21 protein-coding genes are annotated in these 15,940 nt (G+C 67.1%); 4 read left to right on the top strand and 17 right to left on the bottom strand.

Going from position 1 to position 15,940, the window contains the following annotated elements; translation table 11 throughout:
* Positions 1–3: 3 nt before the first annotated feature.
* Positions 4–186 carry a hypothetical protein gene (locus OSH10_RS17055; protein ID WP_266333115.1) on the bottom strand — a complete coding sequence of 61 codons (183 nt, stop codon included), beginning with the start codon at positions 184–186 and terminating at the stop codon, positions 4–6.
* A gap of 233 nt (positions 187–419) precedes the next feature.
* Here OSH10_RS17055 and OSH10_RS17050 point away from each other — a divergent pair, with 233 nt between their 5' ends.
* Complete coding sequence (locus OSH10_RS17050) at positions 420–1,922, top strand: DUF2336 domain-containing protein (RefSeq protein ID WP_266333113.1); 1,503 nt, start codon at positions 420–422, stop codon at positions 1,920–1,922.
* A 7-nt stretch (positions 1,923–1,929) separates the two neighbouring features.
* Here the strand turns inward: OSH10_RS17050 and OSH10_RS17045 are convergent, their stop codons facing one another.
* From OSH10_RS17045 to OSH10_RS17035, 3 genes are read right to left on the bottom strand one after another with little or no spacing between them, the layout of a single operon-like run.
* Entirely contained in the window at positions 1,930–2,271 is a 342-nt protein-coding gene (locus tag OSH10_RS17045; protein WP_266333112.1) for a DUF1491 family protein, read from the bottom strand.
* Positions 2,272–2,287: 16 nt separating this feature from the next.
* Complete coding sequence (locus tag OSH10_RS17040) at positions 2,288–3,112, bottom strand: peptidoglycan-binding domain-containing protein (protein ID WP_266333111.1); 825 nt, start codon at positions 3,110–3,112, stop codon at positions 2,288–2,290.
* The gene (locus OSH10_RS17035; RefSeq protein ID WP_266333110.1) at positions 3,105–4,862 is read right to left on the bottom strand and encodes a PAS domain-containing sensor histidine kinase; all 1,758 of its coding nucleotides are present in this window, start codon (positions 4,860–4,862) and stop codon (positions 3,105–3,107) included. Before OSH10_RS17035 ends, OSH10_RS17040 begins: the two co-directional genes overlap by 8 nt.
* Before the next feature lie 291 nt (positions 4,863–5,153).
* Between OSH10_RS17035 and OSH10_RS17030 the strand changes: the two genes are divergently transcribed.
* Together OSH10_RS17030 and OSH10_RS17025 are read left to right on the top strand one after the other, a co-directional pair.
* Positions 5,154–5,504 (top strand): DUF5330 domain-containing protein, encoded by a 351-nt coding sequence (locus OSH10_RS17030; RefSeq protein WP_266333108.1) that lies wholly within the window; start codon positions 5,154–5,156, stop codon positions 5,502–5,504.
* A 64-nt stretch (positions 5,505–5,568) separates the two neighbouring features.
* Positions 5,569–6,012: a SufE family protein gene (locus tag OSH10_RS17025; protein WP_266333107.1), complete on the top strand. Its 444-nt coding sequence runs from the start codon at positions 5,569–5,571 to the stop codon at positions 6,010–6,012.
* Here OSH10_RS17025 and OSH10_RS17020 read toward each other — a convergent pair whose 3' ends face one another.
* Both OSH10_RS17020 and OSH10_RS17015 read right to left on the bottom strand, forming a co-directional pair.
* Positions 6,013–6,807, bottom strand: a complete 795-nt coding sequence (locus OSH10_RS17020) for a DUF6456 domain-containing protein (RefSeq protein ID WP_266333105.1) — start codon at positions 6,805–6,807, stop codon at positions 6,013–6,015.
* On the bottom strand, positions 6,807–7,100 hold the full coding sequence (locus tag OSH10_RS17015) for a helix-turn-helix domain-containing protein (protein ID WP_266333104.1): 294 nt from the start codon (positions 7,098–7,100) through the stop codon (positions 6,807–6,809). The genes OSH10_RS17020 and OSH10_RS17015 overlap by 1 nt, the downstream gene beginning before the upstream one ends.
* Positions 7,101–7,370: 270 nt before the next feature.
* Here OSH10_RS17015 and OSH10_RS22935 point away from each other — a divergent pair, with 270 nt between their 5' ends.
* Positions 7,371–7,694 (top strand): hypothetical protein, encoded by a 324-nt coding sequence (locus OSH10_RS22935; RefSeq protein WP_323181622.1) that lies wholly within the window; start codon positions 7,371–7,373, stop codon positions 7,692–7,694.
* Between the two features lie 65 nt (positions 7,695–7,759).
* Here OSH10_RS22935 and OSH10_RS17005 read toward each other — a convergent pair whose 3' ends face one another.
* The 11 genes from OSH10_RS17005 to OSH10_RS16955 all read right to left on the bottom strand — a co-directional run bounded on the left by OSH10_RS17005 (position 7,760) and on the right by OSH10_RS16955 (position 15,931).
* On the bottom strand, positions 7,760–8,176 hold the full coding sequence (locus tag OSH10_RS17005; RefSeq protein ID WP_266333103.1) for a MucR family transcriptional regulator: 417 nt from the start codon (positions 8,174–8,176) through the stop codon (positions 7,760–7,762).
* Positions 8,177–8,446: 270 nt separating this feature from the next.
* Positions 8,447–10,126 carry a proton-conducting transporter transmembrane domain-containing protein gene (locus tag OSH10_RS17000; RefSeq protein ID WP_266333102.1) on the bottom strand — a complete coding sequence of 560 codons (1,680 nt, stop codon included), beginning with the start codon at positions 10,124–10,126 and terminating at the stop codon, positions 8,447–8,449.
* Entirely contained in the window at positions 10,119–10,337 is a 219-nt protein-coding gene (locus OSH10_RS16995; protein WP_266333101.1) for a hypothetical protein, read from the bottom strand. The genes OSH10_RS17000 and OSH10_RS16995 overlap by 8 nt, the downstream gene beginning before the upstream one ends.
* A gap of 180 nt (positions 10,338–10,517) precedes the next feature.
* Positions 10,518–11,975, bottom strand: coding sequence for a monovalent cation/H+ antiporter subunit D family protein (locus OSH10_RS16990; RefSeq protein WP_266333100.1), 1,458 nt, complete (start codon positions 11,973–11,975; stop codon positions 10,518–10,520).
* The gene (locus OSH10_RS16985) at positions 11,972–13,453 is read right to left on the bottom strand and encodes a monovalent cation/H+ antiporter subunit D family protein (RefSeq protein ID WP_266333099.1); all 1,482 of its coding nucleotides are present in this window, start codon (positions 13,451–13,453) and stop codon (positions 11,972–11,974) included. The genes OSH10_RS16990 and OSH10_RS16985 overlap by 4 nt, the downstream gene beginning before the upstream one ends.
* On the bottom strand, positions 13,450–13,857 hold the full coding sequence (locus OSH10_RS16980; RefSeq protein ID WP_266333097.1) for a cation:proton antiporter subunit C: 408 nt from the start codon (positions 13,855–13,857) through the stop codon (positions 13,450–13,452). Before OSH10_RS16980 ends, OSH10_RS16985 begins: the two co-directional genes overlap by 4 nt.
* The gene (locus OSH10_RS16975) at positions 13,854–14,273 is read right to left on the bottom strand and encodes a Na(+)/H(+) antiporter subunit B (protein ID WP_266333096.1); all 420 of its coding nucleotides are present in this window, start codon (positions 14,271–14,273) and stop codon (positions 13,854–13,856) included. Before OSH10_RS16975 ends, OSH10_RS16980 begins: the two co-directional genes overlap by 4 nt.
* The gene (locus OSH10_RS16970) at positions 14,273–14,809 is read right to left on the bottom strand and encodes a DUF4040 domain-containing protein (protein WP_266333094.1); all 537 of its coding nucleotides are present in this window, start codon (positions 14,807–14,809) and stop codon (positions 14,273–14,275) included. The genes OSH10_RS16975 and OSH10_RS16970 overlap by 1 nt, the downstream gene beginning before the upstream one ends.
* On the bottom strand, positions 14,806–15,171 hold the full coding sequence (gene mnhG / locus OSH10_RS16965) for a monovalent cation/H(+) antiporter subunit G (RefSeq protein WP_266333153.1): 366 nt from the start codon (positions 15,169–15,171) through the stop codon (positions 14,806–14,808). The genes OSH10_RS16970 and mnhG overlap by 4 nt, the downstream gene beginning before the upstream one ends.
* Positions 15,171–15,449 (bottom strand): monovalent cation/H+ antiporter complex subunit F, encoded by a 279-nt coding sequence (locus OSH10_RS16960; protein ID WP_266333093.1) that lies wholly within the window; start codon positions 15,447–15,449, stop codon positions 15,171–15,173. The genes mnhG and OSH10_RS16960 overlap by 1 nt, the downstream gene beginning before the upstream one ends.
* Entirely contained in the window at positions 15,446–15,931 is a 486-nt protein-coding gene (locus OSH10_RS16955) for a Na+/H+ antiporter subunit E (protein ID WP_266333092.1), read from the bottom strand. Before OSH10_RS16955 ends, OSH10_RS16960 begins: the two co-directional genes overlap by 4 nt.
* Positions 15,932–15,940: the final 9 nt, after the last annotated feature.

The raw sequence follows: 15,940 nt of genomic DNA, 5'->3' as shown, positions 1-15,940 counted from the left end.
ACCCTAGCGGCCGCGGCCGGGTTTAGGTTGCGGCGCCAGCGCCGGCTGTGGCGGCGGCGGACGTTCCGGACGCGAGCGATCGATCCGGACGCCCGAGAAGATGATGATCTCGCATTGTCCCTGTCTCGGCAGGCTCGACCGGGCGCGTCTGCGCCGGTCGACCGAGTAGCTCAGGATGGTGCCCATGTGACCTCCTTGGAGGTCCGTCCGGCTGCATCGACGCCCCGATTGCCTGGCGGACGCTCTCGTCAACAATAGCATCATTTACCGACCGGCAAGGTTAACGGATCGCTAACAACTTTTCGGCATGATCGGGCTGGGCTTGGCGATCGGGGCTACCAAACGGGATTTGCGATCGCGTCGACTGCTCTTCGGGTAAACGCGTCATCATGCATCCCTCCTATTTTTCGGATGGTCTCATGGCCATGGCCGTGTCGAGCCAGCAAAGTCGCGATGCCGCGTTGCTCCGCGCAGCGACAGAACTGTTCGTGCTCGACAAGACGCACGACCAGGCCGGGATCCGCCGTTTCGAGGAACTGGCAGCGCATTTCCTCACCAAGGTCTCCTCCGCCGACCGCGCCTTCGTGGCCGAGCGGCTGGCCCGTCACCCGGATACGCCCGGATCGATTTTGCGCATGCTGGGCAAGGACTTGCCCGAGATCGCCTCGCCGATCCTGCGGCACGCGCCGGGGCTGAACTCGTTCGACCTGATGGCGATCCTGGCCGCCACCGGGCCGGCGCATTCCCGGATGATCGCGACGCGCGACGACCTCGCGCCCGAGGTCATCCGCGCGCTGCGGATGACCGGCGACGCCGAGACGATCGCCCTGCTGCCGGCCGCTGCACCGGAGGCGCCCGAGCCGTCCATGGCCATGCCCGCGCCGTCGCCATCGCGCCTGCCAAACCCGCTCGAGGCCCTCGAGGCTGCGTTGGCGACCATGGCGGCCAGGTCGGCCGAGACCGTGGCGGAAGCGCCGGCAGCGCCCGCCAAGGCGATCGATCCGGAAGTCGAACCGGCGAATCACCCTGTCCAAAACAAGATCCGGGAACCGCTGTCGGCGCTCGCCGCGGCGCGGGTCCTCACCGCCAGCCTGAGCGCCGAGATGAGCGCGCTGTCGAGCGAACCGCCCGCCCCGCAGCCGGGAACGTCCTTCGAGCCGCCGGCACGCCCCGCCACCATCGTGCCGGAGCCGCCGAACCCGGCGCCACAGACCCTGCAGGCTGATGCCGAGACGCAGACCGTGGTCGCCGAGGTTGGGGAGGCCCCGCCGGACGCGACCACCGAGCCGGCCAGGATCGAACCGGAGACGCCTGCCCCCGAAGAGGTCCCGGTCGCCGCCGAGGCGAGCGGTGCGGCGACGCCGGAAGCGCCCGCCACCCCTGCAGAAGCCTTCCTGCGTCTCGACCGGACCGAACGGCTGGCATGGATCCATGCGCAGTCCCCCGCTCCGATCTCGGCGCCGAGACTGTCGCCGATCCAGATCGACCACGCCTTCCGCGCGGCGCTGAGCCGGGCGCGGCTGCCCATGCTCGCGCGGCAGCGCCAGCGCGAGTCGCTGATCGCCGCGCTTGCCGAAGGGCTGCGGCTCGAGGTCGACCAAGTCACCGCGCTGCTGGATGATCCCTCGGGCGAGGCGCTGATCGTGCTGCTCAAGGCGATCGGCCTCTCCGATACCGAGGCGCAGCAGGTGCTGCTGTTCGCCAATCCGGTGATCCGCGAGGCGGTCGAGACCTTTTACCGGCTGACCGAACTGTTCCAGGGCGTACAGCAGCCGGCTGCGAGCCGTCTGGTCGGCCAGTGGCGCGGCGAGCCCGAAGCCGACCCCACGCACCAGCCGCATTATGCGGATGCCGGACGCAAGCAGGCGCATCCGGCTGCGCCGGAGCGAAGTGCTGCCGCGCGGGTGGAAAAAATCGCCTGAGGCCGGCTCAGCCCTTGGCCAATTCGAGAAAGGACCGCCCCTGGCGATCCTCGATCTCGACGACCCAGATATCGGAATCGAACCGGGTTTCCGAGGCGATGCGTTCCTGCATGGCGAGCCGGTCGATCCGGTCGCCAATGCGGGAGAACAGCCGGTCCGTCGGCTTGCTGTCGTCGAACGCCGTCTGCGGCGCCGGGCCGTAGAGGTCCACCGTGCCATCCAGCCAGTCGACGACGACGAAGATGGCGCCGGCCTCTTCCGAGCCGCGCCGGACGACGGCGGCGAACGCCCCCTCGACGAAAGCGCGGCGGATATAGGCGGCGACCCACAGGCCCGACGTCACGCGCATGCTTGCCTCGATGCCTTCAGAAGGTGTTCATGGCGCCGATCAGGACCAGCTTGGCGATGACGGCGTCACCGGCCGCGCCGGTGAGCGGCAGTCCGTTGTCGAGCTCGAAGCGGCGAATGGCGTTTGCGGTCTTGCCGCCGCCATGGCCGTCGGTCTCGATCGGACCATAGCCGATTTCGTTCAACGCTTCCTGCACGCGCTTCACGCGGGCGCGCTCGGCCGGATCGTCGATCGAGCCGGTCGAGACGGGATCGGAAATATGCGCACGCGGCCCGCCCTTGCGGATCTGGCCCAGCAGGCGCGCGCTCGGTTGCCCGGTCGGGATCAGACCGATCTTCTTTTCATAAGCCGAGATGGCCGCCTTGGTCTGCGGTCCCATGACACCATCGACGGCGCCGTCATAGAGCTTGACGTCGGCCAGCGCCCGCTGGGTGTCGGCAATGAGATTGGCGGCCGTCGCCGGGCTGTTCGATGCGGAGATCGCCACCGGCAGCGGCTGGGTCTGGACCGCGCGCGGCTGCGTTCCCGGCAACTGGGTCGCGGCGACGCGGCTCTTCGGCAAGGGCACGGATACCGCCTCCGTACCGATTTCGAGCACCGGCCGCTCGGCGGCGCTGCGCGTCACAAAGAACGGGTCGGGATGATGCCGGGTCTGCAGGAAGGCCGCGTTGGAGACGATCGCCGTCACCGCGATGGCGATCAGCGCGAAGCCGCCGGCGCGGCCCGGATTCTCGATGATCTTGTCGGCGAGCCGGCCGAGCAGGCTCTCGTTCTCCTGCACGACAGGGCGGGAACGGGCCTTCGGACGCTTGCGTCGGACCTGCGTCTCACGCTCACGCACGCCTGCGCTCCCTCTCCTGGAGGCCGGCGGATGGCACGGTCATGGCGCGGGCGGGACGGACCGGCAGCCGCACGGTAGCGACCGTGCCGCGGCCCGCTTCGCTCTGCAGCGCGAAGGTACCGCCCTGCAGCGCCACCAGCCCCTTGACGACAGAAACGCCGAGGCCCGTGCCCTCGCCGCGCCGCTCGGCGCAGGCATCGGCCTGGACGAAAGGCGTGCCGATCCGCGGCAAGTCGTGGGCGGCGATGCCGACGCCCGTATCGCGGACCTCGATGACGAGGTCGCCATGCTCCAGCGAGGCGGAGACGGTGATGGTTCCACCCGCCTCGGTGAACTTGGCGGCGTTGGAAAGCAGATTGAGCAGGATCTGCCGGCAGGCGCGACGATCGGCGACGATGTCCGGCAGCTCGCGGTCGATCCGGCGGACGAGCTTGACGCCGCGGCTGGCGATCTGCTGCGCCATCATGTCGAGCGCGCTGTCGATCACCGGCACGATCGGGAACGGCGCCGCCACGACATCGAACTTGCCGGCCTCGATCTTCGACATGTCCAGCACGCTGTTCACGACCTGCAGCAGATGCTCGCCGGAGGAATGGATCAGCCGGATGTAGTCGCGGTGCCGCGCCATCTCGAACTTGCCGAACAGCTCGCGCTGCAGCAGTTCCGAAAAGCCGATGATCGCGTTGAGCGGGGTACGCAGTTCGTGGCTCATATGCGCCAGGAACTGGACCTTGGACTGGTTGGCCTGATCGGCGGAGGACTGCGCCTCGGCGAAAGCCATCTGCTGGCTGCGGCCAGCGGTGACGTCGCGCATGACGGCGACAACCGAGCGCTCGCCTGTGGCGGCATCCAGCGCCGGTCGGCAACGCATCTCGACCCAGATGAAGCTGGCCGCCCCCTCCCCTTCGCGGCGCAGACGGAATTCGACGTCGCGAGGCTCACCCGTGCGGTCGGTTTCCGACAGGGCGTGCAGGTAGGCAGGCCGATCCGCGACATGGACGCGGTCGAACAGGCCATGGCCGATCAGTTCGCTCGACGCGCACCCCAGCATGGCGCGGGTGGCGGGCGAGGCGAACTCGACCGCGCCGACGCTGCTGTGGCGGGTAACGAGATCGATCGTGTTGTCGGCGAGCATGCGGTAGCGGGCCTCGCCGTCGCGCGCGGCGCCCTCGGCCACGCGCTGGACCAGTTCGATGCGCAGCGCCAGCCCCGCGCCATAGAGGATGGCGGCGGCAATCAGGATCGGCGCGAAGGAGGCGGGACCGTCCAGCGGTGCGGGCATCCAGCCGGCAAGGGCCACCAGCGCGAGGCCGGTCAGCGCGCAGGCCGAGATCGCGATCGAAGCCAGCGTGATCCGGCGCGAGCCGGACAGCGCCGCCTCGGCCGGTACGATCGCCAGCAGCACGAGCGCCGGCGAGCCAAGGCCGCCGGTCAGGGCGCCCCCCCAGACGACGAGCCCGGCCAGCGCCAGGGCGGAAAGAAGATGCGCCTCGCCATAGCGGCCGGTGCGCGACAGGAAGAAGGCGATCGGCAACGGCGCCGCCAGCCAGGCAAAGGCAACAGCCGCGGTGAAACTCGGCCGGCCGGCAAGAGCCAACCAGATCGGGAACAGCAGCAGGACGCCAAGCCCGACGGCGAGATGCGCCGCGATGAAGGCGCGGTGGCGCGCGGCAAGGAGCGAATCGTCAACGACCGAACCGTGCACCAGCCCGTCGATGATTCGCCGCAGGGGCTCGAATGAAACCGTCATACACAACACACCAATGACGCTCGTTTCGGCCTTCCGGCCCGGCTGCGGAGGCCCCGCGCAGGACCATCCGGCAATGAGCGCATCATGCCAGCGCCCGCTTAAGGGAACCCTAAAGGGAACGGTCATGGCGGCGGCGAGCCCGCCGCGCATGGTTAACCGATCCTGACCAACCTCTTTCAAATGCAGCGTTTTCTCTGCACCTCGCCTTCAGTTGCATCGCCTAGGATGACAATCAGCACCACGCGAAGGCCGTGGCGAAGCGGCGCGCAGAGAAGGCGGAAGGGCAGATCGATGTTTATCCTCCGGGCAGCATTCTGGTTTTCGGTCGTCGTCCTGCTGATACCCGGCGATCCCAGCCACGGCGTCCAGGCGCCGCGCGTCGATGCGATCGACGCCCTCCTCGCCGCGCGGGGCGCCGTTGCCGACCTATCCGGCATGTGCGAGCGCCAGCCGGACGTCTGCAGCCATGGCGGCGCGGCCCTGGCGGCCTTTGGCGCTAAGGCGCGCTATGGCGCGCAGCTGCTTTACAACACGATCGATGGATCGCTCGCCGGCGCGTCGCTGCCGAACGGTGGCACGCTGACGCCAGCCGATGTCGAGCCGAACTGGCGCGCGCCCTCGCAGCAGGCGAGAAAGGCCTGAACCGCCAACTTTCTGCCGCCCCGCCGTTTCACAGCGGAACGCAAAACGCTATATGCGGGGTGCCATGAACACCACCACCACGCTTTCGCCCATCGACCAGATCCTGGACGACTTCGCCTTTCTCGACGATTGGGATGATCGGTACCGCTATCTGATCGAGCTCGGCCGTGCGCTCGAGCCCCTTCCGCCCGAGGCGCATAACGACGCCAATCGCGTGCATGGCTGCGCCAGCCAGGTCTGGCTGCAGAAGGAAGTGCGGCAGGAGGCCGACGGGCCGCATCTCGACTTCAAGGGCGACAGCGACGCGCTGATCGTCAGCGGCCTCGTCGCCATCGTGATCGCGCTCTTCTCCGGCCGCCCGGCGGCGGAAATCGTGCAGACCGACGCCGAGGCCGTGTTCGAGAAGATCGGCCTGCGCGAACATCTGACGGCGCAGCGCTCGAACGGCCTGCGCTCGATGGTCAATCGCATCAAGAGCGAAGCGGCCGCCGAAGCCGCCGCCACCTGATCATCCCGCCTTCGGTTTGAAATCCTCGGCGCCCCAGTGGCGAACCGGGGCGGAGGCGCGTCCCTGCGCTCCCGACGCGAGCCCGTAGTGACGCGCCAGCGCCGAAAGCGCCAGTTGAAGCACAAGCTTGGCGGAACGCTTGGGCCAGCCGCGCTCGTGCTCGATCTCCTCGATTCCCTTCAGGAAGCAGCAGAAGTCGACCAGGAGGCCGGAGAACTCAGGCCCTGCGGCCGCGAGCGCCCGCTCGACCCGCAGCCGCGCAGAAAGCGCCGCGTCGGTCAGTTCCGCCATGCCGCCGGCGCCGCCCCGCCGTCCGCTGGCCACCGCCGCCGACCAGTTGGCCGTCACGCGCGGCATCAACTGGCCACGCGTGAAATCTGCCCGCAGCCGTTCGCCGGCCTGGAACGCCGCGTCATCGATCAGCGGCCGGCCGTCGCGGCCCTTGCGGCTGCGCAGCCAGGCGAGCGGGCTCTCGCCCTGGTCGACGAGAACGGAGGCGCGGCCACCCTCCTCCTCGATCGTCCTGCGTTCGCGGGGCTGGTGCTGGGCTCCGAAATCATCGCCGCCGGCGAGGCGCCTGCGGACCATTGCCCGTCCTGCCTGCGACAGCACATAGCCCGCGCCATCGGCATCGAGCGCGCCATCCGCCAGCAGCGCCTTGACGGCGATCGCTTCGACCGCGCCCCGGCGGTCGGTCAGCGGCGAGAGCAGGCGATACCCCTCCGCCTCGCGCACGATCCGTGCGCCGGCAGTGGCGAGACGGCGGGCCAGCCGCGCGGCTTCGCGATTCGCCATCACGCCCTCCCCGATCCAAGCTGGGCCTGGCAGGCCGCCCGCTCCAGGCGATCGACGAACTGGTCCACCCGTTCGATTTCGCGCTGTTCCTCGACCCGCCGGCAGGCATGCGCCGCCGTCGTCCGGTCCCGTCCGAACAACCGCCCGGCCTCGGTATAGGAAAGCCCCAGCGTGGTATGGGCGATATAGAGCGCGACGTGCCGCGCATAGGCCTCCTCCGCGGTGCCGCGACCGGCAGCGCATAATTGCTTGCCATCCACCGCCAGCGCCGAGCCAACCAGCGAAACCAGCATGCGCTTCGTCGCCTCCTCCCGTGCATGCCGCCGCCGGCGTTCCCGGCTTGCCGCCGCCAAAACCGTCCGAACCTCCATCCGAACCTCCCGTTATGCGCACTATAGGAATTATTTCCTATATCACCATAGAGCAATGAAGCGCAGGCGGGGATAGATTTTTGGGTGTGCCGGGAAAGGCTCGTTCCCGATTGCGCCGGGGAATAGAGCGCGGGCTTATCCCCGGTATGCAGCGCGGCGCGAAAATGACGGCTTCGAAACCAGGAGCCGACCATGACCGAAGCTGCTGCATCCCTCGATAGCCCGGCCTTGCGGGCAAGCCTCCGCCACCGTGCGCGACACGCCGTGGACACCACCATCCAAAGCGGCATCGCGCTCTACCGCCGTCAGACCTGCCTGCCCCGCCTGCTGCCGCTGCTGCCGGCGGAACTGGCAGACGAGAGCGAGACGGCGCGGCGGCGGATCGTCGCCAGGCTTGCCCGCGCGCTGCGGGCCGAACGGATGCGCGGTCGGGCGGGGCATTGGAGCTATGACCTCAACCGCCACATCGCGCTGCATCAGGCTTATGAAGGCGAGCGGCAGCGGCTGAGACCCTGAGCCATGCCGGCAACAAAAAAAGGCCCGGCGGATGCCGGGCCTTTTGAGATCCTTGGAAGGAAGGACTAACGGACGCGCTTGCGCTGCTGACCGAGGCCCATCTTCTTGGCCAGTTCGGAACGGGCCGCGGCATAGCTCGGAGCGACCATCGGATAGTCGGCCGGCAGGCCCCACTTCTCACGATATTCTTCCGGCGACAGGTCGTAATGCGTGCGCAGGTGGCGCTTCAGCGACTTGAACTTCTTGCCGTCTTCCAGGCAGACGATAAAGTCCGGGAACACCGACTTCTTCGGGTTCACGGCGGGCTTCAGCGGCTCGGGCTCGGGCTCGACAACTCCGCCATGGGTGCGGTTCAGGGCCTGATAGACTTCGGTGATCAGCCCGGGGAGGTCATGGGCCGAAACCGAATTGTTGCTGACGTAAGCGGAGACGATATCGGCGGTCAGATCTATAAGGTCGCTTCCTGCCGTTTTTTCAATCATGGTCTACCCTAACTTCGGTTGTGTCGTCGCAATTCTGTAGCGAGTAAATTGAGAGCTTGCGGCTTCGATGGCGCCGAGCCGCACTTATCCAAGCGGCGGCAGTGGTCATCGGAGCGCGAAATTCGTTACTTCGTGGCACCTATATAAGTGCGCTTCCGCGAAGACAAGCACTAAGTCGGTGCATTGATAGGCGATGGCACATCTTTGTGGTCGCGGCGATTCGTCTCGGCCAATCTTCAGGTGATCACACGGGCGGAGGGGAAACCCCACTCACAATGCCGCGATCAATACATAAATCGCCAAAAGCGCGGTCGCCCAGAAGGCAATCTGGCCCGTCGGCCAGTTGCCGGCCAAGGTGAGGCGACGCAGTGTCTCCTCCCGAAACGCAGACCAACCTTGGCTCAGGCCTTCCCCGACAGCCGATAGAGACAGGCGAAGCTTATCCAAGTTGCTACGCCAGCGCGGCACTACCAGACGTGGCAGTTCTCGCCAGAGCCAGTCCACGTCCAGCGTAAATCCGGCTTTTGGCTGAAGTAACGGCCAAGCGCCGACAAATATGCAACTTGCCGCGATTAACATCAGGATCTGGAACAGGATGTGATCGATCGTCAGGATCGGCACGCCGGCAATCTCCGGCGCCAATTCCATCAGCCAGCCCGGAAAGCAACCCGGGCCCAGGATGAGGACGCAGAGCAGTCCCATCGCCGCCTTCATCGATGTGGCGGGTTCCAGCGCCACCGTCGCACGCGGCGCCCCGAACAGCGCAAACCAGGGCAGCTTCAGCCCGATATACAGGAAGGAACCGGCCGAGACGGCCGACAGCGCGAACCAGTAAAAGCGCGCCTGATCTTCCGCCAGCGCCGCCAGGATCGCCGACTTGCTGACAAAACCGGCCGTCAGCGGCAAGGCGGCCAGGGAAAGCCCACCGATCAGCATCGCCACCGCTGTGAACGGCATTGACCGCGCCAGGCCGCCCAGCGCGCTCAACCGGGTCTCCCCGGTCGCGCGCAGGATCGATCCCGCCGCCATCATCAGAAGCGACTTGTAGAGGATATGCGCCAGCGCATGCAGCGCGGCGGCGGCCAGCGCCAGCGGCGTTCCGACGCCGACCGCAACGACCATGAAGCCGACCTGGCCGACGATCGAATAGGAGAGCAGCTTGCGGATGTCGTTCTCGAGCAGAGCATAGATCAGCCCATAGACGGCCATGGCGAGACCGATCCACAGCAGCGCCGGCTCGCCTGGAAACAGACGGATCAATACCAGCACGGCCGCCTTGGTGGTGAAGGCCGACAGGAACACCGCGCCCGACCACGACGCCTTCGGATAGGCGTCCGCCACCCAGGCCGAAAGCGGAAACGCGCCGGCATTGAGAAGAATGCCGGAGAGCATCAGCCAGCGCCCGATGCTGTCGGCGCGCATCGGGTGCATCGCGACGCCGCCGGCTCCGGCGATCTCGGCCGAGATGCCGGCCAGCAGCAGCACGCCACCCAGCACGTGGATCAGCGCATAGCGCAGGCCCGCGCGCGCATTTCCGTTCGACCAGATCACCAGCGTCGAGCCGATCGCCAGGATCTCCCAGAACACGAACAGCGTGACGAGATCGCCGGCGAAAGCGATGCCCTGGGCAGCGCCGGCATAGATGAGCGCAGTCGCCTTCTCCAGGCCGCTCGACTGGCTTATGCCGTAGAGCGCTCCCGTCACCGCGGCGATGCCGAAGGCCGTGCCGAAAATGCGGGCCATCCGGTCGGGCGCCAGCGGCACGAGCTGCATGCCGAGCCAGTCGATTGCAATGCCCGGGCCGAGCGGCAGTGCCCAGACAAGCGCAAGCGCGGCGACGGGCGCGGCCAGGAAGAGTCCGTTGCGCAGCCCTCCCTTCAGAAGCGGCAGGAGCAGGCCGGCGACGATCAGGATGACGGCAGGCGAAAGCGGCCCGAAGGTCTCAGTCATCGACCCGCTCCCCGGGACGCCGCATCAGGCGCCCCCAGCCATAGGCGATGACGACCGCCGCGGCGGCGCCGAGGAGGCCAAACCAGGCGGCGAAGCCCGGCGTGCCATCGATGCCGAAGCTGGCGTGATGGGTAACGAAGCTGTCGGCCACGACCAGCAAGGCCAGGAGGGCGACCAGGGCGAGCAGGATCTTGAGGCGGGTAGCGGTCATGACTGCCTCCCGGCACGAATTTGGAAAAAGCCCCTCACCCCACCCCTCTCCGGTGCGCGGGAGAGGGGGCGCGACGGCGTATGCGGGATCGATGGAGCTGCGCCGGAGGCGCGCCGGCGTAAAAGCCCTCGCCCGCTTGCGGGAGAGGGTTGGATGAGAGTCTTGCTGAAATCGTTCATCTCACCCTCCCATGATCATCGAAGCGAGGCGGAACGGCACGCCCGGGAAAAGGAAGAGCCCGATCGTGCCGGCTGCCGTCACCGTCAGCGCGATCACCATCGCCAGCGGCGCTTCCTGCCGCGGCCCATTGGCCGGGCGCAGGAAGGCACGCGTCAGGATCGGGAGGAAATAGGCGGCGTTCAGCACGGTCGAGACGAGAATGACACCGACCGCGAACCAGTCCGTCGCGCCGGTCGCCGCGTCGAGAATGAACCACTTTCCGAGAAAACCGGCGGTTGGCGGCAGGCCGATCATGGAGAGCGCACCGATCGCGAAGGCGCCCATCGTCCAGGGCATGCGGCGGCCGATTCCGTCCATCTGGCTGACCCGGGTCACATGCTCGGCCGTGTAGACCGAGCCGGCGGCGAAGAAGAGCGTGATCTTCGAAACCGCATGGGCGGCGATATGCAGGCCCGCCCCGATGACGGCGACGGGGGATGCGAGCGCTGCCGCCAGCACGATGTAGGAGAGCTGGCCGATGGTCGAATAGGCGAGACGGCGCTTCAGATCGTCGGCGCGGAGCGCGATGATCGAGGCGGCCACGATCGTGAAGCCCGCAACATAGACCAGCCATTGGCTGGCGCCGCTCGTTTGCAAGGTCTCGATGCCGAACACCGACACGCTGACCTTGAGAATGGTGAAGACGCCGGCCTTGACCACGGCGACCGCATGCAGAAGTGCGGAGACCGGCGTTGGCGCGACCATGGCGGCCGGCAGCCAGCGGTGCAGCGGCATGACGGCGGCCTTGGCCGTTCCGAACACGAACAGGGCGAAGAGCAGCGCCAGCGCATCGTCCCCGAGCTTGCCGGCAAGAATGCCGCCAGTGCGGAAATCGAGCGTACCGGCGACGAGACCGGTCCAGACGATCGCCGGCAGCAGCAGCACCATCGAGGCGCCGATCAGCGTCAGCAGATAGACCCGCCCGGCCCGCATCGCCGCCGGGCTCTGCTTGTGCGTCACCAACGGATAGGTCGAGAGCGAGAGAACCTCGTAGAAGACGAACAGCGTGAACAGGTTACTGGAAAAGGCGAGTCCCATGGTGGCGGAGATCGCGATGGCGAAGCAGGCATAGAACATCGTCTGGCGCGGCTCGTCATTGCCCCGCATGTAGCCGATCGAATACAGCGAGTTGACGATCCAGAGCGTCGCCGCGACGGCCGCGAACAGCATGCCGAGCGGGTCGATCTTCAGCGCCAGCGTCAGGCCGGGCGCCACCGAGGCCAGATGCAGCTCGGGCCGCGCGCCGGCCAGCACATGCGCCAGCAGCGTCATCACAACGCCGAAGAGCAGCAGGGCAGCCAGAAGCGTCGCCGCTTCGCGCAGGTTCGGCCAGCGGCCAAGCATGGCGATGGCCAGCGTGGCCCCCGCCGGCAGGGCCAGCGCCAGGGCAAGCAGGGTCGGGTCGCTCAGGAAGTTCATGGCACCATCCGGAGCAAGGTGTCAGCCGCTGCGCTCGCGAGGCCGGCGGGCCATTCGGCATGGACGCCGAACCAGATCGTGACGCCGGCAAGCCCCCACATGGGCAGCAGCATTTCAAGCGGCGCCTCGCTGGCCTCGCGCGCGGCAGCCGCCGGCTCGCGGAACCAGACAACCTCGACGATGCGCCCGACATAGAGCACGGCGATGAAGGAACTCGCGACGATCAGAATCGCCAGCCAGCCATGGCCCGCCTCCAGCGCGCCAAGGATGAGATAGTATTTCGAGACGAATCCACTGGTTCCCGGCACACCGATCAGACCGAGGCCGGCGATCGTGAGCGCCGCGGCGGTCCAGGGCATGACGCGGCCGATGCCGGCGAGTTCGTCGAGCTTGGCGGTGCCGGTGCGCAGCACGATCGCACCCATGGCCATGAAGGCGGCGCCCTTCATCAGCGCGTGGTTGAAGAGATGCAGCAGACCACCGGTAATTCCGGTCGGATTGGCCAGCGCCAGCCCCAGCGTGATGTAGCCGATCTGGCCGACCGACGAGAAGGCAAGGAGCCGCTTGATATCGTTCTGGACAACGGCGGCGGCCGAGGCGAGGAACATCGCCGCCAGCGACAGCCCAATCAGCAGCGAACCAAACGCGATCGAGCCGACATCGATATGGCCGCCGAACACCGTGAACAGGAAGCGCGCCAGCAGATAGATCGCCACCTTGGTCGCGGTCGAGGCCAGCAGCACCGCGGCGCTCGACGGCGCATAGGCATAGGCATTGGGCAGCCAGGCATGCAGCGGAAACAGCGCCAGCTTCAACCCGATGCCGATGACGATGAACGCCTCGGCGACGATCAGCCCCCGGGAGCTCTGCAGGCTGGCGAGGCGCTCGACGATCAGGCCGAGATTGAGCGTTCCGGTCACCAGATAGATCAGGCCGACGCCGATGACATAGAACGTCGCGCCGATCGTGCCGACGATCAGATACTGGTAGGCGGCGACCAGCGCCCGGCGGTCGCGGCCGAGCGCAATCAGGGTATAGGTCGAGAGCGACGAGATCTCGAGGAAGACAAAGGCGTTGAAGGCGTCGCCGGTCACGGCGATGCCGAGCAGGCCGGCGATGCAGAGCAGCATCATGGTGTAGAACGACGCGACCCGCTCCGGGATGATCTCGGCCAGAACGCTGCGGCGGGCAAAGATCATCGTCAGCACGGCGACAATGCCGACCAGCACGACGATGAAGGCGTTGACGGCATCGACGCGATATTCGATGCCGAGCTCCGGCGCCCAGCCGCCGATGCGGTAGGAAATCACCCCCTCCGCCTGCACGCGCCACAGCAACGCGAAAGCGACGGCCGCCGTCAGCGCCGAGGCGACGAGGCCGATCAGCCAGGCGGCGACACCATTGCGCGACAGCGCCGCGAGGATCGCGCCCAGCAGCGGCGCGAGGATCAGAAGGACCGGCAGATGCGTGGCGATCATGCGGCGGTTCCGCCCCGGCCGGATTTGCTGCGGTTTCTCACGCGATCCTTCAGATTTTCTTTGGGGCCTTCCTTGGCGAGGATCTCATCCTCTTCGATCGTGCCGTAGGCTTCCTTGATCCGCACCACCAGTGTCAGGCCGAGCGCCAGCGTTGCGATGCCGACGACGATCGCCGTGAGGATCAGCACATGCGGCAGCGGATTGGCATAGACGGCGCGGGCGGGATCGAGGATCGGCGGCGTGCCGCCCAGCACCTTTCCGGGCAGGATGTAGAGCAGGTAGACCGAAGTCTGGAACAGCGACAGGCCGATCAGCTTCTTGACCATGTTGCCGCGCGCGATAACGACATAGAGCCCGGCGACCATCAGGAGGATCGTGGCGATCTGGCTGAAATGCACGATCACGAACGCCTCCGGCCGGCAAAGGCGTAGTAGATCGCGATCATCGTCGAGAACACGGTCAGGAAAACACCGACCTCGACGAGGAACACGCCCCACTCCTGGCCATGAATCCGGTCATGGGCGAGATGGTTGTAGTCGAGGAAATTGTCGCCCAGCAGCATGCTCGCGAGCCCGACCGCGACATAGATCAGTACGCCGCCGGGGATCAGCACCTCCAGCAGCCCGACAGGCACGATCCTCTGCACGGGGCCCAGCCCGTTGATCAGCCCATAGAGGATGATCGCCGCCGCCGCGATGACGCCGGCCTGGAAGCCGCCGCCCGGACCGTAATCGCCATGGAACTGGACATAGAGCGCGAACAGCAGAAGCGGCGCCAGCATGAACTTGGTCGCGACGCGGAGGACGACATCGAGCCGCATCAGCTTTTCCCCTCGCCGCGCCGGCGCCGCAACAGTGCCAGGATGCCCATGCCGGCGGTGAAGACGACGGTTGTTTCGCCCAGTGTATCGAAGCCGCGATAGCTGGCGAGCACCGCGCTGACCACATTGGCGATGCCGGTTTCCGGCATCGAGCGGACGAGATAATCCGCGCCCTGGCGATGAATCGGCTGGTCGGGCGAGCCGAACTCAGGCAGGTCGCTCAAGCCCCAGAGCAGCGCGCCGGCCGTCACCACCGCAACGAAGAGCGGCATGATCTGGCGGCGCTTGCCGGGAGCCTCGACGGTATCGGTCAGCGACAGCGCGCCGAGGAAGAAGACCGTCGAAACACCCGCGCCGACCGCCGCCTCGGTCATGGCGACGTCGACGGCGTCGAGCACCACGAACAGCGTGGCCATCAGGAAACTGTAGACGCCGAGCAGCACGACGGCGGCGAACAGTCCGCGCACACGCACGATGCCGATCGTGACGGCGCCCAGCATCAACAGGAGAAGGATGGTGACGGTCGTCTCGATCATGGCTTGCGCCCCTTCGCTGCCGACTTCCTGCGCTTGGCGGCGGATTTCTTCGTGCCATCGGCGGCGAGCATCGGCTTGACGCCGGCCTGCAGCGCGGCGGCCGCCAAGGCGTGCGAGGCGACCGGCCCCATGAACAGGAGGAAGGCCAGCAGGAAGACGAGCTTCAGGGTCACCAGGGTGAAGCCGGCAAGAAATACCATGCCGATCAGCATCAGGCTCACGCCCAGCGTGTCGCCAACGGACGCCGCATGCATGCGCGTGAAAAGATCCGGCATCCGGTTCATGCCGATCGCGCCGGCGATCAGGAAGAAGGCGCCCGCGGACAGGAACAGGCCGGCGAGGATGTCGCGTGCGAGGTCCATCACGTTCCGTCGGCCTCCGCCTCGGCGCCGAGCGAGCCATGCCGGAAGAATTTGAGCACGGCGAAGATGCCGACATAGTTGAGCAAGGCGTAGGTCAGGCCGAGATCGAGGAACTCCGGCCGGCCGGTCAGGAAGCCGAACAGCGCCAGAACCAGGATCGCGCCGTTGCCGATCGAATTGGCCGCCAGAAGCCGGTCGAAAGTGGTGGGCCCGCGAAGCGCGCGCACCACGACCAGCGCCATGGCGACAAGCACGGCCAGAAGCGCCGCAGCGATCATGCCGCCCTCCCCTCGAACCGTCGGACGCGCCGGTCCATATCGCCCGCCTCCACATCCTCGGCGCTGGCCTTGGTCAGGGCGTGGACGAGGAACGTGCCCTGCTCGCGGTCGACCCCGACCGTGATCGTGCCGGGGGTGAGCGTGATGGAATTGGCATAGGTCGCAACGCCGACCGCCGTGCGGGCCGACACCCTGGTGTGGAAAAGCTGTGGCGAGATCGGCAGCTTGGGGTCGAGGATGATCCGGGTCACGGAGAGGGACGACTTGACGATTTCACGCGCCAGCCAGGGCCAATACACAAATCCGGCCAGCAGCCGGCCGATGGGATGGCCCTCGTCGTCGGCAACACCGAGCCGCCGCCCGGCCAGGGCCAGCAGGATCGAGATGACGAGTCCGGCACCGACCAGCCAAGGCGTGTAGTGCCCCGACAAAAGCAACCAAAAGGCGAACAGAAATAGAGCAAGACTAGCGGTACGCAGCATGTAATCGGC

Source organism: Kaistia defluvii, from assembly GCF_026343955.1.
GTDB classification, from domain to species: domain Bacteria; phylum Pseudomonadota; class Alphaproteobacteria; order Rhizobiales; family Kaistiaceae; genus Kaistia; species Kaistia defluvii.
Note: the sequence above shows the minus strand (reverse complement) of the source record. Positions and strands in the feature narration are given on the sequence as shown.

Coding starts and splice junctions, on each gene's coding strand:
- OSH10_RS17055 (WP_266333115.1), bottom strand. CDS start 186: ATGGGCACCATCCTGAGCTACTCGGTCGACCGGCGCAGACGCGCCCGG.
- OSH10_RS17050 (WP_266333113.1), top strand. CDS start 420: ATGGCCATGGCCGTGTCGAGCCAGCAAAGTCGCGATGCCGCGTTGCTC.
- OSH10_RS17045 (WP_266333112.1), bottom strand. CDS start 2,271: ATGCGCGTGACGTCGGGCCTGTGGGTCGCCGCCTATATCCGCCGCGCT.
- OSH10_RS17035 (WP_266333110.1), bottom strand. CDS start 4,862: ATGACGGTTTCATTCGAGCCCCTGCGGCGAATCATCGACGGGCTGGTG.
- OSH10_RS17030 (WP_266333108.1), top strand. CDS start 5,154: ATGTTTATCCTCCGGGCAGCATTCTGGTTTTCGGTCGTCGTCCTGCTG.
- OSH10_RS17025 (WP_266333107.1), top strand. CDS start 5,569: ATGAACACCACCACCACGCTTTCGCCCATCGACCAGATCCTGGACGAC.
- OSH10_RS17020 (WP_266333105.1), bottom strand. CDS start 6,807: ATGGCGAATCGCGAAGCCGCGCGGCTGGCCCGCCGTCTCGCCACTGCC.
- OSH10_RS17015 (WP_266333104.1), bottom strand. CDS start 7,100: ATGCTGGTTTCGCTGGTTGGCTCGGCGCTGGCGGTGGATGGCAAGCAA.
- OSH10_RS22935 (WP_323181622.1), top strand. CDS start 7,371: ATGACCGAAGCTGCTGCATCCCTCGATAGCCCGGCCTTGCGGGCAAGC.
- OSH10_RS17005 (WP_266333103.1), bottom strand. CDS start 8,176: ATGATTGAAAAAACGGCAGGAAGCGACCTTATAGATCTGACCGCCGAT.
- OSH10_RS17000 (WP_266333102.1), bottom strand. CDS start 10,126: ATGACTGAGACCTTCGGGCCGCTTTCGCCTGCCGTCATCCTGATCGTC.
- OSH10_RS16995 (WP_266333101.1), bottom strand. CDS start 10,337: ATGACCGCTACCCGCCTCAAGATCCTGCTCGCCCTGGTCGCCCTCCTG.
- OSH10_RS16990 (WP_266333100.1), bottom strand. CDS start 11,975: ATGAACTTCCTGAGCGACCCGACCCTGCTTGCCCTGGCGCTGGCCCTG.
- OSH10_RS16985 (WP_266333099.1), bottom strand. CDS start 13,453: ATGATCGCCACGCATCTGCCGGTCCTTCTGATCCTCGCGCCGCTGCTG.
- OSH10_RS16975 (WP_266333096.1), bottom strand. CDS start 14,273: ATGCGGCTCGATGTCGTCCTCCGCGTCGCGACCAAGTTCATGCTGGCG.
- OSH10_RS16970 (WP_266333094.1), bottom strand. CDS start 14,809: ATGATCGAGACGACCGTCACCATCCTTCTCCTGTTGATGCTGGGCGCC.
- mnhG (WP_266333153.1), bottom strand. CDS start 15,171: ATGGACCTCGCACGCGACATCCTCGCCGGCCTGTTCCTGTCCGCGGGC.
- OSH10_RS16960 (WP_266333093.1), bottom strand. CDS start 15,449: ATGATCGCTGCGGCGCTTCTGGCCGTGCTTGTCGCCATGGCGCTGGTC.
- OSH10_RS16955 (WP_266333092.1), bottom strand. CDS start 15,931: ATGCTGCGTACCGCTAGTCTTGCTCTATTTCTGTTCGCCTTTTGGTTG.